We start from the raw sequence: 22,780 nt of genomic DNA, 5'->3' as shown, positions 1-22,780 counted from the left end.
ATCCCGGACCTTCATGGTGAGGAGCCCGCAAAGCGGACGTCTCGGACCATGAGGCCGAGTACTCCAAGAAGGCGTGAGATTAAAATATGCACGTTTTGATTGCTTCACCGATCGTTGCACTGTAGCCTTCTGAGGCGGCGGAGGCCGTCGGCTTTTCGATCGCAGTCGGCCACATGCTACCGTTCGTTTGCGATATGACGCGGCTTCGCGCGATCATTGTTGTCCTGATTTCTTTTGCTCTCCCCCGAAGAGACAACCATTTGAGACGGTGCAATGAAGTACTGGATCAGCTTGCGAAAAGTGTCCGGCGGCGCATTCACAGATGAGATCGAGCTTGGCCCGGCCCGCTATCTCGCAGTGCCCGACAACGAAACGCCCGCGCCCCAGCATCAGATCACGCAGGCGCAGTGGATCCGCCAGATCATGGCGATCTTTCCGCCCGATCCGAACTATCCCGACGATGGGCCGAGCGGCGACGTTCTCTTCTTTGTTCACGGCTACAACAACACCGTTGCTACGGTTGACCAGCGCCACAAGCTGATCCAGGCCGGGCTGACGGCGAACCAGTTTGCCTGCCAGGTGATCAGCTTCGACTGGCCGTCCGGTGACCTGGCCCTTGCTTATCTCAGGGACCGCGACCACGCGCGCATCACTGCCGTGCGACTGGTCAGCGCAGGCATCAAGCTGTTCGTGCGGGCCCAGCAGCAGAAGTGCGACATCAATGTCCACGTTCTCGGTCATTCAACAGGGGCGTATCTCATTCGCGAGGCGTTTGATCATGCTGACGACGGACAGGCCACCGCGACGGCATGGACGGCCGGCCAGCTCGTGCTGATCGCGGGCGACGTGTCAGCATCGTCGTTTTCCGCAGGCAATCCGGAAACCGAGAGCACTTACCGGCACTGCTACCGGTTGACCAACTTCTTCAATGGCTATGATCAGGTCTTGCAAATATCCAACGTGAAGCGCGTTGGCCTATCGCCGCGCGTCGGTCGCGTCGGATTGCCGGCCGACGCACCGTCCAAGGCGGTCAACGTCAATTGCTCGGATCACTTTCACGCGACCTACCCCGCGACCGGCGACGTCACCCTCGACGCGGTGACATCGCATTCGTGGTACTTCTCCGACGCCACCTTTCACCGTGACCTCTCGATCACGTTGAAAGGTTCGATCGACCGCACGTTGATCCCGACCCGCAACACGGCGCCCCTGACCGGTGCGCAGGCGCTGACATCATAGGCGGCTTCCTTCGCAGGCTGGCAGACGCCCGGGCGAGGTGCGCCGGGCGTCCGGGAGACCATTTACCTTCCGTTCCCGCGGCAACCGCCATTGGGGCCAATGTGATAGCCGCGTGGGCAGGCGTGAGCGGCGGGGTTGGCGTAGTTCTTCAGACAGCCTCCGTAGGGGCCGCGATGCCAGCCGGCGCCGCAGCCGCCGGCCACCGCGACGATGTCGTTCGTCGCGGGAGCATCGACTGGTGCAAGGGGAATGGCCTTGGCGGAGCCGGTGATCGCGGCGAGCGCAAACGCGGCGGCAAGGATGTGTCGCATCATGTGCAGTCCTCCATTGCGGCTCAATGCGTGGCCGCAAAGGCGATACCGGCGCGCACTTCGGCGATCGCCTGGTCGATCAGGCCGAGCGCCTTCTCGCGGTGGCCGCCCTTGTTCGGTTCGGCCTTGGTGAGCTCGGCGCGGGCCTGTTGCAGGATCGTGACGCTCTCGTCCATGTGCGGCTGGGCGCCGATTGCGTAGCCGATGCCGAGGCTTGCGGCGATCGCCGCGCCCAGTGCGAGGCTGCGGGGTAGGGAAGTTCGCATGCGTTGTCTCCTCCAGCGGGCGACAGGTACGGCTGCCCGGATGCCGGGAGGCACCGGCGTGAAGACGAACCCGGCGCATCCGCGGCCTGAATAAGACTCTTGCGAGGACGCCGTCTTGGACTGTCCGGCGTCGAACGATTTTGGGTTTGGACTGACCGGCGCTGTTTAAATCACGTCATCGTGCTGTTAGCCTGACGGAGCGCGTTCACCGGGGGTTCAGTCCGCGCCCGGCAAGTTCGCTCCGTTTCTTGCCAGTCAGTCTTCACAAGTCTCTCTTCAAAATCCTTTTCCCAAAAATCCTTCCCCGATGCCCGTCATCCGGAAAGCGTTATCGACCGATATGCTGCCGCAGGGCCTGTCCGAGCGGCAGCGCTTCATCCGCTTTGCGGAATTGTTCGAGCATTTTTCCAATACCGGTGAGCTCGACCCCGCGTCCGACGTGCCGTTTCGCGCCACCATGAACTCAATCCACGTCGGCACCACCATGCTTGGTCGCTGCGACGGCAGCTTCGTCACCGTGCGGCGCGAAAAGCGACAGGTGATCGAGACCCGGGACGACCGCTTCTGCCTCGTGCGCAACACCGGTGATCGCGCCTCCCATGTGCGTCACCGCGGCCGCGAGATCACCTTGCGGCCGGGCTCGATGGTGCTGCTCAAGCTGGACGAGCCGTTCGTCGCCGCTGACGGCGCGAACCACAAGCGTTTCACCAACGTGCATCTGCCGGTCGCGACGCTGCGCGCGATGGTCGCCGATGTCGATGAATTGGTCGGGCAGGAGCTCGCGCCCGGCGGGGCGCTGTCGCTCGCGATGGATTACAGCGATCTTCTCCTGCGCTATTCCGCCGCCGTCGACGAGGCCGGCATGGCGATTGCGGCGCATCTGCTCGACCTCACGGCGCTCGGATTGGGCGCACGCGCCGATGTCGCGTCCGCCGCCAGGCGACGCGGCCTGCGCGCCGTGCGGCTCCAGGCCGCGTTGGCGATTCTGCAGACGCGTTTCCACGAGCCGGATTTTTCCGCGCAGAAGCTCGCTCTCGCGGCTGGTCTCTCCGAACGCTACGTCAACGAGCTGCTGTTTGAGGCCGGCGCCAGCTTCACCACGCGCCTGAACGAGCTGCGCCTGCGCAAGGCCGCCGATCTCCTGGCCCGCAGCGACGGGCGCATCAGCGATATCGCATTTGCCTGCGGCTTCAACGACCTCTCCTATTTCAACCGCTGCTTCCGCCGCCGCTTCGGCCTGACGCCGACGGCAGCGAGGGGGAGGTGAGTGTTCGCTCTGGTCGGACGGGTTACGACGCCTCCACCCGCGGCGGCGGATAGCGTCTTGCCAGTATCGACAGCGACAGATGTCGCTCCTCCTCCGGCAGCTCGAGATAGGCCAGCACCTGCGCCCGCTTCCAGCCGTCGACGCCGAAATCCATCGCCATCCATTTCTGCGGCTCGGGTCCGTCTAGCCCGCGTACCCAGACGAAATAGCGGGGGAGGTCGCCGGGCTTTGCGTCGGTCTCGCGTCGTCTGGCCATCAAGCTGCTCGCTGCGTGGAGACCACCGCAAGAAAATATAGGCGGGCTTGATGATTGCTAGGGAGGACGTCGCTTCGCTACGAGAGGGGCAACCAGGCGGTCCGTCTTCGCCAAGAGGCCTCGCCGGACACGCTTCGCGCTTTCGGCCTCACATGGCTACGTCACGCGAAGCCCGGAAGGGCAAAGCGTGGTGCCCCTGGCCGGAATCGAACCAGCACTCCTTGCGGAACTCGATTTTGAGTCGAGCGCGTCTACCAGTTCCGCCACAGGGGCCCCCGGTCGGCCCGTGGCTGGGCGTCGCGAAGCCGGCGGACTATAGCCATGGAAAAGGCGGGGTCAACCCGCGCCAAAGTGATGTTCGGTGTTCTCGACAGGGTCGTCGGCGAAGGCTAGAGGCTAGACACACCCCTTCACCCCTGAGGCCGTCGTGACGACGAATAGTGCTGCAATACCAGCCTCCCGCCCGGCCGCCGCCAATCCGGCGCTCACGGCCTCGGCGGCCGTCACCCTGATTGCGGCCGCGACCATCGCGGGCGCGTGGTTCTTCCAGCTCGTGCTGGAGATCCTGCCCTGTCCCCTGTGCCTGGAGCAGCGCTACGCTTATTACCTGGCGATCCCGCTCGGCGCACTGACGGCGCTTGCCGCAAGAGGCGGCGCGCCGCGGCCGCTGCTGCTTGCCGGGCTCGCCGTGCTCGCGCTGGCGACGCTGGCCAATGCCGGCCTCGGCACCTATCACGCCGGCGTCGAATGGGGATTCTGGAAGGGTCCGACCGATTGCTCCGGTCCCGTCGTCAATCTCGGCTCGGCCTCCGATCTGTTGTCGCGGCTCGACACGGTGAAGGTGATCCGCTGCGACGAGGTGCAGTGGCGCTTCCTCGGCCTCTCGCTCGCCGGCTACAACGTGCTGATCTCGCTCGCGTTGGCAGCGATCGCGGCATGGGGATTCGTGGCGACGGCGAAGCGGGGGTAGTTCACCTCGCCCCGCTCGCGGGGAGAGGTCGGCAGAGGCGCCGGGTGAGGGGGATTCTCCGCGAGTCTCTTTGTCATCGTGATTGCGGATGTAGCCCCTCACCCCGACCCTCTCCTCGTAAGGACGGGGAGAGGGAGAAGAAACGGCCCTCAATCATCCACATCGTCCTGCGTGCGTCCGAACAGGTGCACGATGCCGGGCGTCGCGATGGTCACAAACACGAAGCGTGACAGGTGATGTGCGCCGACGAAGATCGGGTCGATGTGCAGGGTCAGCGCCAACGCCAGCATCGCGTCCATCGCGCCCGGCGCGAATGCGACGACGACGTCGGAAAACTTCACATGGGTGGTCAGCACGACGATCGCGACGAAGATGGCGGAGACCGCAATCGCGATCGCAAACGAGCCGAGCGCCGCGTTGATGTGGCCGGCGAGGGTCTTGATCTTCATCCGCGCAAAACGGCTGCCGATCAGCGCGCCGATTCCCACCAGCGCCACGCCGCGCACCCAGTTCGGCAGGCCGCCTTCGACCCATCCCGCTCCGTGCAGCACGCTGGAAGCGATCATTGCGCCGAACATCCAGCTCGCGGGGAATTTGGCGAGCCGCAGCAGGAGCGATAGCGCGAGCGATGCGACGACGAGGATCAGGAGCTCGAACGGCGAGGCAATCGTGGTCGTCAGCGACGGTGCCGCCGAGGGCGCGACACCCCCGATCGCCAATACCATCGGCAATGCCGCGGTAAGGATGATCACGCGCATGGTCTGCACCACCGCGATCCCCGGCAGATCGGCGCCGCGCTCGACCGCCAGAATGGTGATCTGCGACAGCGCGCCGGGACTTCCGGCGAGAAAAGCCGAGGTGCGGTCCCAGCCATGGACGCGTTGCAGGTAGTAGCTCGAGCCGAAGGTCGAGCAGAAGGTCGCAAGCGCGAGCAGTCCGATCGTCAGCGGATAGGCGCTGAGCTGCTGGATCAGATGACGCGAAACGACGGACCCCAGGGAGATGCCGAGCAGCACCAGCACGGTCTGCGTCAGGATCGGCGGCACCGCGAGCGGGCGGCCGGCGATGGCGGCGATCCCGACCGAGATCATGGCGCCGGAGATCAGTCCGCCGGGCAAGTTGGCGAACAGGAAGACCAGTCCGCCGGCAGCGCCGATGACGAGCGTCTCGACCGCGCTTCTGATCTTGGCGCGGGACGGCAGCTCAAAGGGCAGGGAGGCGGTGATCTGCTTCACACCGCCTTATGGCAAATCGGAAAGGCGCGCACAATTGCGGCCGTGTCATGCCGCAATGCGCGCGCCTAAAAGGGCGGAATGTGACGGAACTACTTTGCGGCGGGGGCGGCGGTGCCGGCCTTCGCTTCCTTCATGCACTCGGAGCGGAATTTCTTGCGCTCCTTGCCGTGCAGGCCCTTGGCATCCGCCTGCTTGGAGCATTCGAGCGATTCGGCCGAGTGCTGCTTCGGTGCCTTCTTGTCGGTCGTGGTGGCCGCGGTATCGCTCTTGGCAGCCGGCGCCGCGGTCTGCGCGAAGGCGGTGCCGGTGGCGAACAGGGAGGCGAGGGCGACGACGGCGATGCGCGAGGCGAGGGTCATGTGTTGCACTCTTGTGTTTGCGAATTGAACAAGGGCGGAGAACGTCGTCCTGCATTGCTGAACGCCACATGAATGGATGGCGCATCGCGATCACTAAATTTTGGCTGCGAAAGTCATCACTTCCTTGTCGGATGCCGCCGACACGCTAGGATAGTGATCCCAATTTACTTCCCCCGGGGCAGATCTAAGGAGGAGACGAAGGATGACCATTCAGGCAAAATTGTTCTGCGCAATTGCGGCATCGGGCGTTGCGGCGTTGCTCGCGACCGCGCCGGCCCAGGCGCTGACCACGCAGGAATGCAGTGCCAAGTATCAGGCGGCCAAGAAGGACGGCACGCTGGGCGGCATGAAATGGAATGATTTCCGGAAAGCGCAGTGCGGCGCCGATGCGACCCCAGCCGCGGCTCCCGCTGCCGCCGCACCGGCGGCCCCGGCCGAGCCCAAGCAGGCGAAGAAGGAGGCTGCTCCGCCCGCAACTCCCGCGCCAGCGCCGGCTGCCACTGGCCCCGCGGTCTTCCCGAACGCGGTCGATCCGAAATACAGCAAGGAGACCGCCGGCAAGGCCCGCATGCACACATGCGTCGACCAGTACAACGCCAACAAGGCGACCAACGGCAATGGCGGACTGAAGTGGATCCAGAAGGGCGGCGGCTATTACAGCGAATGCACCAAGCGCCTGAAGGGCACAGCCTAAGCTTTCGAGTAATGTGAGCGGCCGGGACTCTCGCTCCGGCCGCTCAATCGTTCGCGAGCAGCTTCTCTGCCGACTTCGCAATCATCTGCGCCCGCTTGCGCGGGCCACGCTCGACGAAGAGCAGGCTCTGGCCGAAAACAAAGCAGTAGAACAGGAAGGCCTGCGCATCGGCCTCATCGGCGGGAAGGCCCGTCGCGCGATAGAGCTCGGCGACATGTTTGAGACGCGCCGCATCCACGCTCGCCACCGCTGACGCCGCGCGCTCGTCGGCTCTCGCCCATTGCCGGATCGCAAGCTCGATCGCCATGGCAGCGGGGTTCATGCGTTCGGAATAAAGCTGGATCACCGCTTTCAGCCGCTCGCGCGGGCTTTGTCCGTCGAGTCTCGTCTGCTGCGCGATCGCTTCCGTACGCCCCTCGCGCCAGCGTTCGAGCATCGTGCCGAGCAGTGCGGCGCGGTCAGCGAAGCGGCGGTAGAAACCGCCCTTGGTGACGCCGAGATTTTTCGCAAGCACCTCGACCCGCACGCCCTCGACCCCAGTACGGGCAAGCTCCGCGAAGGCTACTTCGACCCAGACATCGCCTTTGGCGTCACTCATGAATTCGCCTCTCACCGAGCTTTGATACGGTGCCGTATTGCTAACCTGCCATGGGTCTGATACGCTACCGTATCAAAATCGAAAAGGCGGGAAACGACCATGCAGGAGGCGAGCTATCGCGGCACGGTCTATCCGTGGCAATGCGACCATGTCGGCCACATGAACATCATGTGGTATGTCGGCAAGTTCGACGAGGCCAACTGGAATCTGTTCGCGCGCCTCGGGCTGACGCCGAGCTATCTGCGTACCTCCGGCCGCGGCATGGCCGCGGTGCAGCAGAACATCACCTACAAGCGCGAGCTGCTCGCCGGCGACATCATCGAGATCCGCAGCGTCCTGCTCGAGCTTCGTGAGAAATCGATCCGCTTCCGGCACGAGATGAGCAACGCCGAGACGGGCGAGATATCAGCAGTTTGCGAGATCTCCGCCGTGCACATGGACCGGGAGGCGCGCAGGTCGACACCGTTCGAAGCCGTGATCCGCGAGACCGCGATGCGGCACCTCGCCGAGCCGATCATGGCGTGACGCGATGGCCGCCTTCGAGCCGAAGAATCCGGATTTTCGTGCGGCCGCAGGTCGGCTGTTCGACGGCCAGCCGGCGATGCGCACGCTTGGCATCTCGCTCGTGCACGTTGCGCCGGGCGAGGCGGAATTGGCGATGGATTATGCGGCCGGCTTTACCCAGCAGAACGGCTTCGTGCATGCCGGCATCATCACCGCAGGCCTCGACAACGCCTGCGGCGTTGCCGTCTTCACACTGATGCCGCGCGAAGCCGACATCCTCACTGTCGAGTTCAAGACGAGTCTGGTCGCGCCGGCGCGGGGCGAGGGCTTCATCTTCAGGGCCGAGGTGGTCAAGCCGGGCCGCACGCTCACTTTCTGCGAGGCCAAGGCCTTCGCGCGGCAGCACGGTGTGACGATGCTGGTTGCAACCATGACCGCCACGCTGATGGCGCTGGCCCGCCGCGAGGCGGCGCCCGCCCAGGTGCGAGCTGGCTCTCCCGTCTGATCCGAGCTGGCGGGAAGGCCCGCATACCGCTTTTTTCGGCTGTCATTACCGGCGGGGCACTCTATATGCTGGTGCGTAACGCTCCTGCGCCGCAGGCCGTAGAAGCACCAAAGGGCCGAATTGGAACGGGTTATGATCGGACTTAAAGATAAAGATAAAGATAAACGGACGCGTCGCGAGGCGCTTGCTCTGATCGGAGCCGGGGTGGTGCTCGCAGGCGGCCCGCGGGCCGGCCGCGCCGCGACGGCCGCTGACGGTACGATCCTGACTGAAGCCGCCGTGCTGCGCGATCCCGACGTGCCTGTGATCGGCAACCGCGACGGCGACATCACCATCGTGGAATGGTCCGACTATCAATGTCCCTATTGCCGCCGCGTCGAGCCGGAGCTGCGCCAGATCGTTCAGGACGATGGCAAGGTCCGGCTGGTGCTGAAGGACTGGCCGATCCTCGGACCGGTTTCAGTGACCGCGGCGCGGATGGCGCTCGCGGCCAAATTCCAGGACAAGTACGACCAGGCGCATGATGCGATGATGGGCGTGAATTCGCGCCTGACCGAGCCGCGCATCAACGAGCTGCTGGCGGGCGCCGGTGTCGACATCGATCGCCTGAAGCGCGACCTCACGGGCCGCGCCAAGGACATCGACGCGATCCTGAAACGCAACAGCGATCAGGCCGAGGCCTTCGGCTTCCGCGGCACGCCGTCCTTCATCGTCGGCAAATTCCGCGTGCCCGGCGTGCTCACCATGGCCGAGTTCGAACAGGTGATCGCGGACGCGCGCAAGGCGAAAGCGGGCAAGAGCAACTAAGCGCCGCACAGCAAGACAAAGGCGCCGTCGCGAATCACGACGGCGCCCTGTCGATGGCTTGCTGACCGCAAGCCGTTACTTCGACGAAATTCTCACCCAGTCCTTGTGTGCGCGGTCCACCAGCGCGTCCCAATCGGCCTTCGCGACGTCCCAGTTGACGATGGTGCGACTGGTTGCAGCGACCTCGCTGTTGGCAGACGTCTGCATCGAATCGTGAATGTAGACGCCAATGCCAAGTAGCAGCGCGCCCAGGATCATTCCGAACAAAACTCTCATAGCGAACCTCCGGTGACCGGCAATAACGTTTAGTGCCGGACAAGAGTTCCCGGTCAGTGCGGCGAGGATAAGGACGACCTGTTCACCCACCATTCAGCCACTGCAACAGCTCCGCGTTGATCTCGCGGGGATAGCAATGACTGAGATCGTCGATCTCGCGATAGGTGACGTTTGCGCCGGCGGCGAAGAGCGCCGACCGGGTCTGCCGTGCGACCTGGACCGGAAACATCCAGTCGAGCTTGCCATGAGTGATGAAGATCGGCAGGCCCTGCATGCGCGCGGCGTCCGCCATCTCCGCCATCAGCGGATGGAATGTTGCCGAGACCGGCGCGAGATGCGTGAAGGGCGATGTGCGATCGAGCCCGCTGACATAGCAAAACGTGCCGCCGTCGCTCATGCCGGTCAGCAGCATTCGCGACGGATCGACATTCCATAGGTTGCGGACGGTTTCGAGGATGCGCGCAAGATTCGGCGTGTCGGTGTCCCCGCCCATCAGCGCCCAGGTCGGACCCGTCGCGGTCGGCGCGACCAGGATCGTACCGATGCTGCGCGCGTCGCGCAGCCAGCTCCACAGGAAGCCGCGGCCGTTGCCGCTGCCACCATGCAGCGCCATCACCAGCGGCCAGGACCGCTCGGGCGTGTAGTATTCCGGCACGTAGAGCGAGTAGCCGCCGCGGCTGCCGGGCTCGTTGTTACGATGGAAGATGCCGGTCTGCCCGGTAGGAGCTTCGGCGAGCTGGATCAACAGATCTTCGTTCTCGCGCATCGCGGCGTTGAGAAAGAAGCTGCTCACCGGAGGAAATTTTTGAGCGAGCGGATAGAGCGCTTCAAGCGCGCGCGGCGTGTGTCGCAGCGCGCGGAAGACCGCGACGATATCGCCATTGCCGGCTTGAACTGTCCGCAAGCCGCCCAACGCGGCGAGCGCTTCGTCACAGGCTCGATCGAGCAGGCTCCGCATGTCGGCAAAAGCCTGCGGCCATTCGCCAAGCGCAGAGCGCGCGGCCTGCAACGCCTTATCCGGCGTTCCGATCGCGGTCATGACGGAGTCGAAGGCCGGCGGGTGCAGGTGCCGCGCGACGAAGCCGAGCGCGTCCAACGAATCGAGCAGCGGCGGTAGCACGGCCACGATGTCGTCGACCACGGCCTCGCTCATGGCCCCGTGTTCCTGTCCTGCTTTGGCGCAGCCTCAATCAATGCAGCCTTGGTGCTTTCAACAGCTTCATGCGGTCGGTCGAGGTCACCGTCACGTCGAAGGTGACGCCTTCGTGGTGCACCGTCAGGGGCACATCGACGCCCGCAGTGCCGAGCGACCACAGTTTGCGATAGAAGCCCGTCTGGCTCGTCACCTTCTCGCCATCGACGGCCAGGATGACGTCGCCGGTCTTGAGCTCGGCGCGGGCCGCGGGTCCGTTCGAGGAGATGCCGATGATCACCACGCGGCGATCGATCTCGGTCGAAAATAGCCCGAGCCAGGGCCGCGCCGGCTTGTGGACGCGGCCGAATTTACGCAAATCGTCCAGGATCGGCGCGAGCAGGTCGATCGGCACGACCATGTTGACGTGCTCGGCCTTGTCGTCTCGCTCGCGTTCGAGCTGCAGCGAGCCGATCCCGATCAGCTCGCCGCGATCGTTGAACAGCCCCGTGCCGCCCCAGTTCGGATGGGCGGGGTAGGTGAAGATCGCTTCATCCAGCAGATATTCCCAGTAGCCGGCGAATTCCTGCTTGGCCACGATCTGGCTTGCGACCGATCGCGTGCGCCCGCCGGCGCCGCCGAGCACGACGCGGTCCCCGATCCCGGTCGCGGCCGACGATCCGAGCGGAACGGGCGCGAGGTCGAGCCTGCCGAGCGCCTGCACCAGGCCGAAGCCGGTGACCTGGTCGAAACCCAGCACATGGCCTTCCATCACGCGTCCGTCGCCAAGATGCAGCCATACCGCTTCCGCCTCGGTAATGAGGTAGCCGATGGTCAGCACGAGGCCGTCATCGATCACGATGCCATTGCCGGCGCGCTCCGTGCCGAGCGTCTCGGCGCTGAAAGCGTCCGACGGGATGATAGAATGCAGGCCGACGACGGAGGAGAGCACACGGTCGAGATCGAATCCGTAGTCTCCGGCACGCGGCTGATGTGCCGGCGGCACTCTCCATTCGGTCAGAGCGGGCATGGAGTTCTCTCCTTGCAAGTCTCTTGGCCTGGGCGTTCCAGCAGTTGCGGCAACGAGCAAGGCGCGAAGCACCGCCAATGTATGCCTCGCAGGGCTGTCTTGAAAGACCATTGGAACAGACGGCCAACGCGAATCGATGAAATCGGTGTCACAACTTGCGTGCCGCTTCGGCCGCATGGCAGGTGTCCCGGCCGGTGCTAGGCGCGCTCGGGCGAAGCTGCTAACCCTTGGTGCTTCGTTTGACAAAGGGATCACGGACCGAAGCATGGACAACCGCAGCGATATCTGGCGTGGCATTGATACGATCAAGGCGCGTTTCATCGACTTGAGCGACAAGGTCTGGGGAACGCCGGAGGTGTGCTACACCGAGGCGCGCTCCGCCGCCGAGCATCTCGCCGAGCTGCGTCATCAGGGTTTCCGTATCACCGAGAATGTCGCAGGCATTCCGACTGCGCTGATGGGCGAGTGGGGCGAGGGCGGTCCGGTCATCGCCTTCCTCGGTGAATATGACGCGCTTCCGGGCCTCAGCCAGGAGGCGGGCGTCGCCGAGCATCGTCCGGTCGAGACCGGCGGCCATGGCCATGGCTGCGGTCACAATCTGCTCGGTTCGGCAGCGCTGCTCGCGGCGACCGCGGTGAAGGACTGGCTCGCCGAGAACAAGGTGCCCGGCCGTGTGCGCTATTATGGCTGTCCGGCGGAGGAAGGCGGCGCGGCCAAGGCCTTCATGGTGCGCTCCGGCGCGTTCGAGGACGCCGACATTGCCATCACCTGGCATCCCCACAGCTTCTGGGAAGTCGCGGTGACGCCGTCGCTTGCCAACACGCGCGCCGATTTCATCTTCACCGGTCGTACCTCGCATGCGGCGGCTTCGCCCCATCTCGGTCGTTCCGCGCTCGACGCGGTCGAATTGATGAATGTCGGTGTCAACTACATGCGCGAGCACATGCCGAGCGACGCGCGCGTGCACTACGCGCTGCTCGATACTGGCGGTATCGCGCCGAACGTGGTGCAGGCCCATGCCCGCGTGCGCTATTCCATCCGCGCCCGTGATCTTCCAGGGATGACCGAGCTCGTCGAGCGCGTGAGCAAGATCGCGCAGGGCGCAGCCCTGATGACCGAGACTAAGGTAGAGATGAAGATCATTTCCGCAGTCTCCAACATCCTGCCCAACGCGCCGCTGGAGCAGGCGCTGCACCGGGTGATGGAAGAGCTCGGACCGCCGCATTTCGACGATGCCGACAAGAATTTCGCCGGCCAGATTCGCGCGACGCTGAGCGACAAGGACATCGCGTCGGTCTATTACGCGATCGGCATGGAGCCGACGGAGCGGCCGCTCGCCGACTTCCTGGTGCCGCTCGATGCCAAGCGCAATCCGCTGGTCGGCTCGACCGACGTCGGTGACGTGAGCTGGGTGGTGCCGACCGTGCAAGTCCATGCACCGACGGTTGCAATCGGCACGCCGTTCCACACCTGGCAGGTGGTGGCGCAGGGCAAGACCCCGCATGCCCACAAGGCGATGGTGCAGGCCGCCAAGGCGATGGCCGGTCTCGGCATCAAGGCGCTGACGGAGCCGGAGCTGATCAAGGCTGCGAAAGCGGATCTGACGAAGCGGACTGCCAAGACACCTTACGTCTGTCCGCTGCCGGACCATATTGCACCACCGCTGGATATGTCCGTGGCGTAGAATTCGGTCTCGTTACTTCGTCTGATCTGCCGAACAAATTTTCCGCAGTGCAGCGTTGATTAACGGGCGTTTCGCCGCCGAATTGCCAAACGGTTGAGCGGCGGAACAGAGTTTTGCCCAAGAGACAGCCAGCAGACCGTTTGCATACACACGGTCGCAGTTGACGCGCGCCCCATTCGGTGTGCCATCTACCGCCAGCTAACCCGGCGGCCCTTTGCGGTTGCCTGCATCCATACCGGAACCAGACGGGGGACAACCATGCTGGACAAGAAACTGCGCGCAATGATCGACAAGGTGGCGGACGGCCGGATGGATCGCCGCGCCTTCGTCAAGCGCATGGCTGCTGTCGGCCTGACCGCCCCGCTGGCCAACCAGATCCTCGCGCTCGGCGGCGTCGCCATGGCCGAGGGGCCCTCGACCTACAAGCCTACCAAGCGTGGCGGCGGCGGCGCGCTGAAGCTGTTGTGGTGGCAGGGTCCGACCCTGCTGAACCCGCATTTCGCCACCGGCACCAAGGACCAGGACGGTTCGCGCCTGTTCTACGAGCCGCTGGCCTGCTGGGATCCCGACGGCAACATGAAGCTGGTGCTCGCGGCCGAGATCCCGTCGATCCAGAACGGCGGCCTCGCCGCCGACGGCAAGTCGGTGACCTGGAAGCTCAAGCCCGGCGTCAAATGGCATGACGGCAAGCCGTTCACCGCCGACGACGTCGTGTTCAACTGGGAATATGCGAAGGACCCCGCGACCGCAGCAACCAGCATTGCCGTCTATCGCGATATCACGGTGGAGAAGGTCGACGATCTTACGGTCCGTATCCTGTTTCCCAAGCCGACCCCCTTCTGGGCCGACGCCTTCGTCGGCGCTGCGGTCGGACCGATCATCCCCAAGCATTTGTTTGAGGCTTACAAGGGTGCGAAATCCCGCGAGGCGCCGAACAACCTCTCGCCGGTCGGTACCGGCCCGTACAAATTCATCGAGTTCAAGCCGGGCGATCTCGTTCGCGGCGAGCTCAATCCCGACTATCACATGCCGAATCGTCCCTATTTCGACACGCTCGAAATGAAGGGCGGCGGCGATGCGGTCTCGGCGGCCCGCGCGGTGATCCAGACTGGCGAGTATGATTTTGGCTACAACATCCAGGTCGAAGACGACGTGCTGCTGCGCCTAGAGAAGGGCGGCAAGGGCAAAGCGGTCTACGCGGTCGGCGGCGACACCGAGTTCATCGTGCTGAACTCCACCGATCCCAACATCGAGGTGGACGGTGAGCGCTCCTCGATGAAGACCAAGCATCCGCTGTTCTCCGATCCCGCGGTGCGCAAGGCGCTGACGATGCTGGTCGACCGCGAGGCGGTCAAGAAGGCGATCTACGGCCGCGCGGGACGGACCACGGCCAACTTCCTCAACGGTCCCGAAAAGTTCGTCTCCAAAAACAACACCTGGGAATTCAATATCGAGAAAGCGGCGAAGGTCCTTGATGACGCTGGCTGGAAGCCCGGTGCCGACGGCATTCGCGAGAAGGACGGCAAGAAGCTGAAGCTCCTCTACCAGACCTCGATCAACGGCCCGCGCCAGAAGACCCAGGCCATCGTCAAGCAGGCGTGCCAGAAGGCCGGCATCAACGTCGAGCTCAAGTCGGTCGTGGCCTCCGTGTTCTTCTCCTCGGATGTCGGCAATCCCGACACCTATCCGAAGTTCTACGCCGACATGGAGATGTTCCAGATCCCCATGAGCCAGCCGGATCCCGCGCAGCACATGCGCCGCTATACGTCTGACAACGTCGCGACCAAGGAGAACAAGTGGCAGGGACCGAATTTCTCGCGCTGGGCCAACAAGGACTACGACGCGATCATCGCGGCCGCGGAAGCCGAGATGGATCCGATCAAGCGCGCGGAGCTCTACATCAAGGCCAATGATCTCCTGATCAAGGAGGTCGTCTTCATCCCGGTGCAGCACCGCCTCAAGGTGGAAGCAGCCGCCAATAACCTGGTGTGTATCGTCAGCGGCTGGGCCAACGAGACCGACAATCTGTTCGACTGGTACCGGGAGGCATGATCACGGGACGTAGACGGGGTCTTTCCCTATGAGTCAGTATGTCCTGCGTCGCATCCTGATCGCCATTCCGAGCTTGCTCGGCATTTCGCTGGTTTTGTTCGTCGTGCTGGCGCTCGCTCCGGGCGATCCGTTCTCGGAGCTGGCGACCAATCCGAATGTGCCGGCCGAGGTCGCTGCCGCGCTGCGGGCGAAGTTCGGCCTCGACGATCCGATCTATCTTCGCTACCTGCACTGGATCGCGGCGATGGCGCACGGCGACTGGGGCTTCTCCTTCGTCAGCCGGATGAACGTCGACCAGCTCATCCTCCAGCGCCTGCCGGCGACGCTCTACGTGGTCGGCTCGGCGCAGATCCTGGCGCTCCTGATCGCCATACCCGTCGGCGTCTTTGCTGCGACCAAGCCCTATTCGCTGTTCGACCAGATCGCCAACACGCTCGCCTTCGTCGGCTTCTCGCTGCCGACGTTCTTCACCGGCATCCTGTTCATCCTGATCTTCTCAGTGACGCTGGACTGGCTGCCCTTGGTCTATACCACCGACGTCAAGGGGACCGGCATCCACTGGGTCCTCGAGATGATCCGGCAGGCGATCATGCCGGTGGCGGTGCTCGGCCTGTTCCAGGCGGCGTCCATGACGCGCTTCGTGCGCTCGGCGATGTTGGATGTGATCCGGCTCGATTACGTCACCACCGCCCGCGCCAAGGGGCTCGGACAAGCCAAGGTGATCGTCAAGCACGTGATGCGCAACGCGATGATCCCGGTCGTCACGCTCATTGCGTTGCAGATGCCGGCCGTGTTCGGCGGCGCCATCGTTACCGAGCAGATCTTCCGCATCCCCGGTATCGGCTCGCTGCTGATCTCCTCCATTCTCGCCAACGACACGCCGGTGGTGATGGCCGTCACCTTCGTGTTCGCGTGCCTCGTTGTGCTCTTCAATCTCATTGCGGACGTCCTGTATGGCTGGCTTGACCCTCGCATCTCCCTCCGCTGAGAAGGCAACCAAGCGGACGATCTATTCGCCTTGGCGCGAGACATGGCGGCGTTTTCGCCGTCATCGGCTCGCCGTGCTCAGCGCATTCCTGCTGCTGCTCCTGATCCTGGCGGTGCTGGTCGGCCCCTTCCTCTGGCGCGTCAAGATCAACGACATCGACATCGTGGCTGGGCTCCAGGGACCCTCGCTCGCTCATCCCTTCGGCACCGACGATCTCGGCCAGGATCTGCTGGCGCGCATGATCTATGGCGGCCGCATCTCGCTTGCGGTGGGGCTTGCCGCGATGCTGGTCTCGGTGTTCGTCGGCACGCTGATCGGCGCGCTCGCCGGCATGTCGCGCGGTGCGCTCGGCCATGGCTTGATGTGGCTCACCGATCTCTTCCTGTCGCTGCCGCCATTGCCGCTCTTGCTCCTGCTCATCTATCTCTTCCGCGACGGGCTGAAGGCGATGTTCGGTCCCGAAGGCGGCATCTTCATCCTGATCGTGCTCGTTATCGGCGGCCTGCGCTGGATGCCAGTCGCTCGCCTGGTGCGCGCGCAGTTCCTGTCGATCCGCGAGAAGGAATTTGTCGAGGCGGCACGCGCGCTCGGGGCGAGCCCGGTGCGCCAGGTGGTGCGCCACATCCTGCCCAATGCCGTGGGGCCGGTAATCATTGCTGGCACCATCGACGTCGCGGCCGCGATCATCGCGGAATCGACGCTGTCCTTTCTCGGACTCGGTTTTCCGCCGGATACGCCGACCTGGGGACGGCTGCTCTATGATGCCAAGGATTTTCTCGACATCGGCCCGCACTGGGCGCTGTTTCCGGGCAGCGCGATCTTCATCGCCGTGGTGGCCATCAACTTCATCGGCGACGGCCTGCGCGACGCGCTCGATGCGCGACGGGTGATCTGATGGCGCCGCTGCTCGAAATCAAAGGTCTCAAGACCCACTTTTCGACGGACGACGGCATTTTGCAGGCCGTCGACGGCGTGGACATCTCCATCAACAGGGGCGAGACGCTCTGCGTCGTCGGCGAATCCGGCTGCGGCAAGACCGTGACCGCGATGTCGATCCTGAAGCTGATCGCGATGCCGCCCGGCCGCATCGCGGCCGGCCAGATCATCTTCGAGGGCCGCGATCTCGTGCCGCTGACGAGCAACCAGCTGGATGACATCAGGGCCAAGGAGATCGGGTTCATCTTCCAGGAGCCGATGACCTCGCTCAACCCCGTGCTGACCGTCGGCGAGCAGATCGCCGAGAGCCTGCGCCGCCACGAGGCGGTGACCAAGAAGCAGGCGCTAGAGCGCACCATCGAGATGCTGAAGTTGGTGCAGATCCCGAATGCCGAAGGCCGCGTTCATCACTATCCGCACCAGTTCTCCGGCGGCATGCGCCAGCGCGTGATGATCGCGATGGCGCTCGCCTGCAAGCCCAAGCTCGTCATCGCTGACGAGCCGACCACCGCGCTCGACGTCACCATCCAGGCACAAATCCTAGATCTCCTTCAGGACATGAAGGAGCGCTTCGGCATGGCGGTGATGCTGATCACCCATGCCATGGGCGTGGTCGCCGAGACCGCGCAGCGCGTGGTCGTGATGTATGCCGGCAAGGTGGTCGAGGAGGCGCTCGTCGACGATCTCTTCGGCGATCCCCGCCATCCCTATACGCAGGGCCTGATCCGCTCGATCCCGCGCATCGATCTCGACAGCGCGCACAAGACGCGCCTCGAGGCGATCGGCGGTTCGGTGCCAATCCTGATCAATCCGCCGGTCGGCTGTCGTTTTGCCCCACGTTGCCGTCATGCCATGAGCATCTGCACGGAGAAGGAGCCGCGCTTGCGCGAGATCGCGCCCGGCCATCGCATGGCCTGTCATCTGGGAGATACGAATCTGGGAGGCGCGGCATGAGCGAACCCTTGCTCCGCGTCAGCGGCCTGAAGAAACATTTCCCGGTGCTCGGCGGATTGTTGTCGCGCCAGGTCGGCAGCGTCTATGCGGTCGACGGCGTGTCGTTCTCGCTCAATCGCGGCGAGACGCTCGGCCTGGTCGGTGAATCCGGCTGCGGCAAGTCGACGACGGGGCGTTGCGTGCTGCGCCTGATCGAGCCGACCGACGGCGAGGTCGTATTCGAAGGCCAGGACGTGCGCAAGCTCGGCGGCAACGATCTGCGCACGATGCGGCGGAACATGCAGCTGGTGTTCCAGGACCCGTTCGCTTCGCTCAATCCGCGCATGACGGTCGGCGCCATCCTCGGCGAAGCCTTCATCATCCACAACCTCGCGCCATCGGCCAAGGAGCGCGAGGATCGCGTCGCGAGCCTGCTCGTGAAGGTCGGCCTTAAGGCCGAGCATATGCGGCGCTATCCGCACGAATTCTCCGGCGGCCAGCGCCAGCGCATCGTGATCGCGCGTGCGCTCGCGGTCGAGCCAAAACTGATCGTCTGCGACGAGCCGGTCTCCGCGCTCGACGTCTCGATCCAGGCGCAGGTGATCAACCTCTTGGAGGATCTCCAGGCCGAGCTGAACCTCACCTATCTCTTCGTCGCGCACGACCTCTCGGTGGTCGAGCACATCTCTGATCGCGTCGCGGTGATGTATCTCGGGCGCATCGTCGAGATCGCGAAGGCGAGCGACCTCTACCGCAATCCGCAGCATCCCTATACGAAGGCGCTGCTCTCCGCGGTGCCGGTACCGGACCCCAAGCTCAAGCGCAACCGCATCCGGTTGAAGGGCGACGTGCCGAGCCCGATGAATCCGCCAAAGGGATGTCACTTCCACACCCGCTGCCCGATTGCCCAGCCGCGTTGCTCGGAGAGCGCGCCGGAGCTGAAGGAAGGTGCGGGCGGGCACGCCGTGGCGTGTCATCTGGTCTGAGCTGTAGGGTGGCGGCGTAACGGGGTACGATCCCAAGGAATCGTCCCGAGGATCGTTCGGCGAGCGGGGGCCATGAGCCAAATACAGGATGTCAGTCTCGCTGGAGCCGAAGCACCGTCGGCCTCCCGTGCCGGGGATGTCGATACCATGGCACGCCGGGCTCTGTGGGGGTCGGCGCTGGGCTACGCCATGGATGGGTTCGACCTTCTCATCCTCGGCTTCATGCTGAGCGCGATCTCGAACGACCTCCATCTCACGCAACCCCAGGCGGCCTCGCTGGTGACGGGGACACTGGTCGGCGCGGTGCTCGGGGGCTTCGTCTTCGGCATGCTGTCGGACCGGCTTGGCCGGGTCCGCGTGCTGACCTGGAGCATCGTCCTGTTCGCGGTCTTCACCGGCCTCTGCGCACTCGCACAGGGCTATTGGGATCTCCTGACCTATCGGGCCATCGCCGGCATTGGTCTCGGCGGCGAGTTCGGCATCGGCATGGCGCTGGTGGCCGAGGCCTGGCCCGCGGAGAAACGCGCACGGGCCACATCCTATGTCGGTCTCGGCTGGCAGTTCGGTGTGCTCGTAGCGGCGCTGGTGACGCCGATCCTGCTGCCTCTCATCGGCTGGCGCGGGATGTTCGCACTCGGCGTGTTTCCGGCGCTGGTCGCCTATTTGATCCGGCGCAGGCTGCACGAGCCGGATGTCTTCACGGCGCACAAGGCGAAGCCGGCGGATGCAAGTTCTTCGCTCCGCGCGCTCATCGCCGACAGAGAGACGACCAAAATCAGCCTCGGGATGATCATCCTCTGCTCGGTGCAGAATTTCGGCTACTACGGCATCATGATCTGGCTGCCGAACTATCTTTCGACGCGGTTCGGCTATGGGCTGACGCAATCGGCGGTCTGGACATCAGTCACCATTGCGGGCATGGCGCTCGGCATCTTCCTGTTCGGCAACGCCGCCGATCGCTTCGGCCGCCGTCCTGCGTTCCTGACCTACATGCTGGGCGCGGCCATCATGGTGGTGGTCTATTCGCAGCTGACGGCCGCGACGGCGCTGTTGATCGGCGGCGCCGTGATGGGCTTCTTCGTCAACGGCATGCTTGGCGGTTACGGCGCGCTGATGAGCGAGCTCTATCCGACCGCGGCGCGGGCCACCGCGCAGAACGTGTTCTTCAATATCGGTCGCGCGGTCGCCGGCTTTGGTCCGCTGGTGGTCGGCATCGTCAGCGCAGCCTATGGCTTTCCGACCGCGATCGCCGGACTCGCGCTGCTCTACTTGCTCGATATCGCGGCGCTGCTCGCGCTGATCCCCGAGCGCCGCGGCGTGGAGCTCGCTTGATGTGCGCTCACCGTCCGCCGAACGCTGCTGGGGCGCCGTGTCGGGCGGCTGTAATGCTGCGGCGGCGGGTCAGTTGATGCAGCACCGTGTCGATCGCCGGGACCGCTCCGGTCTCGCGAAGCCAGGTATCTGACAGCTCCCTCAGCTCGCCCGGCGTCAGGCCGAACTTGCGGCGGAACGCCCGGATGAAGGTCGAGTCGCTGCTGAACCGCAAGTCGACGGCGAGGTCGATCAGGCGCCGGTCCTGCGCGGCCGGAGAGATCAGGATCTTCAAAGCGAGATTCAGCCGCTGCTCTCTCACATAGTGGACAAGCCCGCCGTCGGCCTCGAACAACCGATACAGGCTCGCACGCGAGATCTGGAAGTGGCGGCAGAGCTCACCCGCCGTGAGCTCGTCGGTTTCGAGGTTGTCTGCGATGCGCCGCTTGATCATCGCAAGGTAAAGGTGTCGCTCGGCGCGGTCGACGCCGGCCGCAATGTCGGCTGCGCCGCCCGCAGCCGCGGCCATGATGTCGGCGATTGCCTCGATCGTGGCCTCGGCGCTGCCGCCTTCAGGGTCGGGCGGCAGTGCAAGCGCCGCAAAATGGTTGGCGAGCAGGCGCGCATGCGGGTGATTTGACGACAGCAAGGTAGCCGTCGCGGAATCCGGATGTGCTAGCCGCGGCGCCAGCATGGCACGTTGCAGGATGATCGCGATCAGGCGTGTGCGGTCGCCGCCGCCGCGAAACACCGTCCGGTTCGGCTGCGCCATGTCGAGCAGGCAGATGTCGCCCGGCCCCAACGTCACCTCGCGCGAGCCCGAGCTGAACTGCATCTCGCCTTCGACACAGAGCGTGATCTGGAAGTGGTCCATCGCGCCGCGGGCGACGTGCGCGGGAGTCCGGTCGTATTCCAGATCGGTGGAACGCGTGTCGACCAGCAATGCATTGCGGGTCATCATCGTGAGGCTGGTGACATGGAAATCGTCATCCGCGGTGAGCGGAATGACGTCGCAGATGTCGGTTGTCATCGCGCGCAATTGTGCGAGCGCATATGCCCCGCGCCCAGGAGTGTCCGCCAGCATGTTCACGTTCAAGGTTGCTCCGTCCATTCCCGATCACACCCGCGGCACGGACGAAGAGCGCACCGATATCGACGCGCTGACTTAGGCATTCGGACAATGGCGGGCAACCGTGCGGCAACGCTTGCGTCCAAACTGTGGTGCAATTGCATCAGTCGTTTCTCGAATCTGTGACTGAGACTCTGGGCACATCGGCACCGCAGGCGCGCGATTATGGTCCGCTTTTGCGTGGCAATGCCGAGTGCAGGCCGCAAAACCGGCGCCTATGCCCGGTGCGGAGTGAGGTTGGAATGCGGGTGGGAATGACGTCGAGTGGCCTGATGCGCGTGCGGGCTTTCTCGATCGCAGCCATTGGGTTTGCAATTGCCAATGTGACAGTTGCAAGCGTCGCGCAGGCCCAATGTGCCGGCAATACCTGCACCGTCACGATTGCAAGCGACCCCGGTACGTCTTCGAGTGGTGCGACGGGTGCAGCCGGAACGCTGAGCTACGCGCTCGCCTACGCCAATGCCCAGTCGGCGGCGGTCACGATCAACATTCAGACCAATGTGACGCTGTCCGGCCCACTGTCGCCGATCTTCAATTCGCTCTCGATCAACGGCAATGGTTACACCATCGATGGCGGCGGCACCCAGCGGATCTTTTTTGTCGGCGTGGACACTGCGACAAAGACCAGCGCGGCAGTGGCCGGCTCCATCGTGGCCCAGACGCAGAACGTCAGTATCAGTAATCTTACCTTGGCTAACGGCCTTGCCCAGGGCGGTGCAGGCGGCTCCGGCGGGGGCGGAGGACTGCGGGCGGGCGGCGCATTGTTCGTCAACCAGTCGGCGAACGTCACCCTGACCGGCGTCTCGTTCAACAACAACAGCGCAACAGGCGGTGCCGGTGCCGCCGGAACGAGCGGTGGCGGCGGCGGCCTCGGCGGTGCTGGAGGCGGGACAAATCCGAGCGGTCTCAATGGCGGCGGTGGTGGTGGATTGTTCGGCGCCGGTGGCGGCGGGGCAGGTAACGGCAGCGCGGGAGGCGGTGGCGTTTTCGGCACCGGCGGCCTCGGATACCCGGACGGCGGCGGCGGTGGTGGTTATACGGGCGCCGGCGGTAACCACAACCTCAATGGGCAGGACGGCCAACTCGGGATCAGCGGTCTTACGGGCAAGTCCGGCGGAGACGGCACCGGGACAACCGGGGGTGCCCGAGGCGGCGGCGGCGGCGGGGGGAACCGCGACACGCCAGGAGGCGCAGGCGGCGGCGGCGGCTTCGGCGGCCAGTCGGGCAGCACTCCGAGCAGTGCCGGTGGCTTCGGCGGCGGTGGCGGCGGACCGTCTGGGTATGGAGTTGGTGGCGTCGGGGCTGCGGGTGG

The 22,780-nt window shown here is 64.6% G+C and carries 24 protein-coding genes, 1 tRNA gene and 1 pseudogene; 15 read left to right on the top strand and 11 right to left on the bottom strand.

Annotated elements, in window-relative coordinates; all coding sequences use genetic code 11:
- Positions 1-273 precede the first annotated feature (273 nt).
- Positions 274-1,239, top strand: coding sequence for an alpha/beta hydrolase (locus SO180_RS13685; protein WP_449379349.1), 966 nt, complete (start codon positions 274-276; stop codon positions 1,237-1,239).
- Positions 1,240-1,301: 62 nt separating this feature from the next.
- On the opposite strand, the gene SO180_RS13680 is transcribed toward SO180_RS13685, so the two are convergent.
- Together SO180_RS13680 and SO180_RS13675 are read right to left on the bottom strand one after the other, a co-directional pair.
- The gene (locus SO180_RS13680) at positions 1,302-1,553 is read right to left on the bottom strand and encodes a GCG_CRPN prefix-to-repeats domain-containing protein (RefSeq protein WP_449379348.1); all 252 of its coding nucleotides are present in this window, start codon (positions 1,551-1,553) and stop codon (positions 1,302-1,304) included.
- Positions 1,554-1,573: 20 nt separating this feature from the next.
- Entirely contained in the window at positions 1,574-1,816 is a 243-nt protein-coding gene (locus SO180_RS13675) for a hypothetical protein (protein WP_449379347.1), read from the bottom strand.
- Positions 1,817-2,123: 307 nt separating this feature from the next.
- On the opposite strand from SO180_RS13675, the gene SO180_RS13670 reads away from it, so the two are divergent.
- Positions 2,124-3,083, top strand: coding sequence for a helix-turn-helix transcriptional regulator (locus SO180_RS13670; protein WP_449379346.1), 960 nt, complete (start codon positions 2,124-2,126; stop codon positions 3,081-3,083).
- Between the two features lie 22 nt (positions 3,084-3,105).
- Here the strand turns inward: SO180_RS13670 and SO180_RS13665 are convergent, their stop codons facing one another.
- A complete protein-coding gene (locus tag SO180_RS13665; RefSeq protein WP_449379345.1) occupies positions 3,106-3,339 on the bottom strand; it encodes a hypothetical protein in 234 nt (77 codons plus the stop codon).
- 188 nt (positions 3,340-3,527) lie between these two features.
- Positions 3,528-3,612: transfer RNA gene (locus SO180_RS13660), tRNA-Leu, on the bottom strand.
- A 154-nt stretch (positions 3,613-3,766) separates the two neighbouring features.
- On the opposite strand from SO180_RS13660, the gene SO180_RS13655 reads away from it, so the two are divergent.
- On the top strand, positions 3,767-4,309 hold the full coding sequence (locus SO180_RS13655) for a disulfide bond formation protein B (RefSeq protein ID WP_449379344.1): 543 nt from the start codon (positions 3,767-3,769) through the stop codon (positions 4,307-4,309).
- Between the two features lie 149 nt (positions 4,310-4,458).
- On the opposite strand, the gene SO180_RS13650 is transcribed toward SO180_RS13655, so the two are convergent.
- Together SO180_RS13650 and SO180_RS13645 are read right to left on the bottom strand one after the other, a co-directional pair.
- Entirely contained in the window at positions 4,459-5,544 is a 1,086-nt protein-coding gene (locus SO180_RS13650; protein ID WP_449379343.1) for an AbrB family transcriptional regulator, read from the bottom strand.
- Positions 5,545-5,633: 89 nt separating this feature from the next.
- A complete protein-coding gene (locus SO180_RS13645) occupies positions 5,634-5,903 on the bottom strand; it encodes a PsiF family protein (RefSeq protein WP_449379342.1) in 270 nt (89 codons plus the stop codon).
- A 202-nt stretch (positions 5,904-6,105) separates the two neighbouring features.
- Here SO180_RS13645 and SO180_RS13640 point away from each other — a divergent pair, with 202 nt between their 5' ends.
- Positions 6,106-6,597 (top strand): hypothetical protein, encoded by a 492-nt coding sequence (locus SO180_RS13640; RefSeq protein ID WP_449379341.1) that lies wholly within the window; start codon positions 6,106-6,108, stop codon positions 6,595-6,597.
- A 43-nt stretch (positions 6,598-6,640) separates the two neighbouring features.
- Here the strand turns inward: SO180_RS13640 and SO180_RS13635 are convergent, their stop codons facing one another.
- Positions 6,641-7,195: a TetR/AcrR family transcriptional regulator gene (locus SO180_RS13635; protein WP_449379340.1), complete on the bottom strand. Its 555-nt coding sequence runs from the start codon at positions 7,193-7,195 to the stop codon at positions 6,641-6,643.
- A gap of 99 nt (positions 7,196-7,294) precedes the next feature.
- On the opposite strand from SO180_RS13635, the gene SO180_RS13630 reads away from it, so the two are divergent.
- The 3 genes from SO180_RS13630 (at position 7,295) to SO180_RS13620 (ending at position 9,011) form a co-directional block, all read left to right on the top strand.
- On the top strand, positions 7,295-7,720 hold the full coding sequence (locus tag SO180_RS13630) for an acyl-CoA thioesterase (RefSeq protein WP_449379339.1): 426 nt from the start codon (positions 7,295-7,297) through the stop codon (positions 7,718-7,720).
- A 4-nt stretch (positions 7,721-7,724) separates the two neighbouring features.
- On the top strand, positions 7,725-8,204 hold the full coding sequence (locus SO180_RS13625) for a PaaI family thioesterase (RefSeq protein ID WP_449379338.1): 480 nt from the start codon (positions 7,725-7,727) through the stop codon (positions 8,202-8,204).
- 132 nt (positions 8,205-8,336) lie between these two features.
- On the top strand, positions 8,337-9,011 hold the full coding sequence (locus tag SO180_RS13620; protein ID WP_449379337.1) for a DsbA family protein: 675 nt from the start codon (positions 8,337-8,339) through the stop codon (positions 9,009-9,011).
- A gap of 75 nt (positions 9,012-9,086) precedes the next feature.
- On the opposite strand, the gene SO180_RS13615 is transcribed toward SO180_RS13620, so the two are convergent.
- The 3 genes from SO180_RS13615 to SO180_RS13605 form a co-directional block, all read right to left on the bottom strand.
- Positions 9,087-9,287 carry a hypothetical protein gene (locus SO180_RS13615; RefSeq protein WP_027522122.1) on the bottom strand — a complete coding sequence of 67 codons (201 nt, stop codon included), beginning with the start codon at positions 9,285-9,287 and terminating at the stop codon, positions 9,087-9,089.
- Between the two features lie 82 nt (positions 9,288-9,369).
- Positions 9,370-10,440: a carboxylesterase family protein gene (locus SO180_RS13610; RefSeq protein ID WP_449379336.1), complete on the bottom strand. Its 1,071-nt coding sequence runs from the start codon at positions 10,438-10,440 to the stop codon at positions 9,370-9,372.
- 37 nt (positions 10,441-10,477) lie between these two features.
- On the bottom strand, positions 10,478-11,449 hold the full coding sequence (locus SO180_RS13605) for a S1C family serine protease (RefSeq protein ID WP_449379335.1): 972 nt from the start codon (positions 11,447-11,449) through the stop codon (positions 10,478-10,480).
- A 265-nt stretch (positions 11,450-11,714) separates the two neighbouring features.
- Between SO180_RS13605 and SO180_RS13600 the strand changes: the two genes are divergently transcribed.
- From SO180_RS13600 to SO180_RS13570, 7 genes are all read left to right on the top strand, one after another.
- Positions 11,715-13,133 (top strand): M20 family metallopeptidase, encoded by a 1,419-nt coding sequence (locus tag SO180_RS13600; RefSeq protein WP_449379334.1) that lies wholly within the window; start codon positions 11,715-11,717, stop codon positions 13,131-13,133.
- A 258-nt stretch (positions 13,134-13,391) separates the two neighbouring features.
- The gene (locus SO180_RS13595) at positions 13,392-15,185 is read left to right on the top strand and encodes a peptide ABC transporter substrate-binding protein (protein ID WP_449379333.1); all 1,794 of its coding nucleotides are present in this window, start codon (positions 13,392-13,394) and stop codon (positions 15,183-15,185) included.
- Between the two features lie 28 nt (positions 15,186-15,213).
- On the top strand, positions 15,214-16,173 hold the full coding sequence (locus SO180_RS13590; protein ID WP_449379332.1) for an ABC transporter permease: 960 nt from the start codon (positions 15,214-15,216) through the stop codon (positions 16,171-16,173).
- Positions 16,139-17,068 carry an ABC transporter permease gene (locus SO180_RS13585; RefSeq protein ID WP_449379331.1) on the top strand — a complete coding sequence of 310 codons (930 nt, stop codon included), beginning with the start codon at positions 16,139-16,141 and terminating at the stop codon, positions 17,066-17,068. The genes SO180_RS13590 and SO180_RS13585 overlap by 35 nt, the downstream gene beginning before the upstream one ends.
- Positions 17,068-18,063 carry an ABC transporter ATP-binding protein gene (locus SO180_RS13580; protein WP_449379330.1) on the top strand — a complete coding sequence of 332 codons (996 nt, stop codon included), beginning with the start codon at positions 17,068-17,070 and terminating at the stop codon, positions 18,061-18,063. The genes SO180_RS13585 and SO180_RS13580 overlap by 1 nt, the downstream gene beginning before the upstream one ends.
- On the top strand, positions 18,060-19,028 hold the full coding sequence (locus tag SO180_RS13575; protein ID WP_449379329.1) for an ABC transporter ATP-binding protein: 969 nt from the start codon (positions 18,060-18,062) through the stop codon (positions 19,026-19,028). Before SO180_RS13580 ends, SO180_RS13575 begins: the two co-directional genes overlap by 4 nt.
- 72 nt (positions 19,029-19,100) lie before the next feature.
- Positions 19,101-20,360: an MFS transporter gene (locus tag SO180_RS13570; RefSeq protein WP_449379328.1), complete on the top strand. Its 1,260-nt coding sequence runs from the start codon at positions 19,101-19,103 to the stop codon at positions 20,358-20,360.
- A gap of 7 nt (positions 20,361-20,367) precedes the next feature.
- Here the strand turns inward: SO180_RS13570 and SO180_RS13565 are convergent, their stop codons facing one another.
- Complete coding sequence (locus SO180_RS13565) at positions 20,368-21,450, bottom strand: helix-turn-helix domain-containing protein (RefSeq protein ID WP_449379327.1); 1,083 nt, start codon at positions 21,448-21,450, stop codon at positions 20,368-20,370.
- Positions 21,451-21,722: 272 nt separating this feature from the next.
- Between SO180_RS13565 and SO180_RS13560 the strand changes: the two are divergent.
- Positions 21,723-22,780, top strand: a pseudogene (locus tag SO180_RS13560) (hypothetical protein); the annotation flags it as partial.

The sequence above is a fragment of the Bradyrhizobium sp. UFLA05-112 genome (assembly GCF_053572325.1).
Note: the sequence above shows the minus strand (reverse complement) of the source record. Positions and strands in the feature narration are given on the sequence as shown.

Excerpts from the sequence above, each read along its gene's own strand:
- SO180_RS13630 (WP_449379339.1), top strand. The coding sequence starts at position 7,295 with ATGCAGGAGGCGAGCTATCGCGGCACGGTCTATCCGTGGCAATGCGAC.
- SO180_RS13595 (WP_449379333.1), top strand. The coding sequence starts at position 13,392 with ATGCTGGACAAGAAACTGCGCGCAATGATCGACAAGGTGGCGGACGGC.
- SO180_RS13625 (WP_449379338.1), top strand. The coding sequence starts at position 7,725 with ATGGCCGCCTTCGAGCCGAAGAATCCGGATTTTCGTGCGGCCGCAGGT.
- SO180_RS13580 (WP_449379330.1), top strand. The coding sequence starts at position 17,068 with ATGGCGCCGCTGCTCGAAATCAAAGGTCTCAAGACCCACTTTTCGACG.
- SO180_RS13685 (WP_449379349.1), top strand. The coding sequence starts at position 274 with ATGAAGTACTGGATCAGCTTGCGAAAAGTGTCCGGCGGCGCATTCACA.
- SO180_RS13600 (WP_449379334.1), top strand. The coding sequence starts at position 11,715 with ATGGACAACCGCAGCGATATCTGGCGTGGCATTGATACGATCAAGGCG.
- SO180_RS13640 (WP_449379341.1), top strand. The coding sequence starts at position 6,106 with ATGACCATTCAGGCAAAATTGTTCTGCGCAATTGCGGCATCGGGCGTT.
- SO180_RS13675 (WP_449379347.1), bottom strand. The coding sequence starts at position 1,816 with ATGCGAACTTCCCTACCCCGCAGCCTCGCACTGGGCGCGGCGATCGCC.
- SO180_RS13670 (WP_449379346.1), top strand. The coding sequence starts at position 2,124 with ATGCCCGTCATCCGGAAAGCGTTATCGACCGATATGCTGCCGCAGGGC.
- SO180_RS13575 (WP_449379329.1), top strand. The coding sequence starts at position 18,060 with ATGAGCGAACCCTTGCTCCGCGTCAGCGGCCTGAAGAAACATTTCCCG.
- SO180_RS13680 (WP_449379348.1), bottom strand. The coding sequence starts at position 1,553 with ATGATGCGACACATCCTTGCCGCCGCGTTTGCGCTCGCCGCGATCACC.
- SO180_RS13610 (WP_449379336.1), bottom strand. The coding sequence starts at position 10,440 with ATGAGCGAGGCCGTGGTCGACGACATCGTGGCCGTGCTACCGCCGCTG.
- SO180_RS13635 (WP_449379340.1), bottom strand. The coding sequence starts at position 7,195 with ATGAGTGACGCCAAAGGCGATGTCTGGGTCGAAGTAGCCTTCGCGGAG.
- SO180_RS13565 (WP_449379327.1), bottom strand. The coding sequence starts at position 21,450 with ATGGACGGAGCAACCTTGAACGTGAACATGCTGGCGGACACTCCTGGG.
- SO180_RS13570 (WP_449379328.1), top strand. The coding sequence starts at position 19,101 with ATGAGCCAAATACAGGATGTCAGTCTCGCTGGAGCCGAAGCACCGTCG.
- SO180_RS13605 (WP_449379335.1), bottom strand. The coding sequence starts at position 11,449 with ATGCCCGCTCTGACCGAATGGAGAGTGCCGCCGGCACATCAGCCGCGT.
- SO180_RS13620 (WP_449379337.1), top strand. The coding sequence starts at position 8,337 with ATGATCGGACTTAAAGATAAAGATAAAGATAAACGGACGCGTCGCGAG.
- SO180_RS13615 (WP_027522122.1), bottom strand. The coding sequence starts at position 9,287 with ATGAGAGTTTTGTTCGGAATGATCCTGGGCGCGCTGCTACTTGGCATT.
- SO180_RS13585 (WP_449379331.1), top strand. The coding sequence starts at position 16,139 with ATGGCTGGCTTGACCCTCGCATCTCCCTCCGCTGAGAAGGCAACCAAG.
- SO180_RS13665 (WP_449379345.1), bottom strand. The coding sequence starts at position 3,339 with ATGGCCAGACGACGCGAGACCGACGCAAAGCCCGGCGACCTCCCCCGC.
- SO180_RS13590 (WP_449379332.1), top strand. The coding sequence starts at position 15,214 with ATGAGTCAGTATGTCCTGCGTCGCATCCTGATCGCCATTCCGAGCTTG.
- SO180_RS13645 (WP_449379342.1), bottom strand. The coding sequence starts at position 5,903 with ATGACCCTCGCCTCGCGCATCGCCGTCGTCGCCCTCGCCTCCCTGTTC.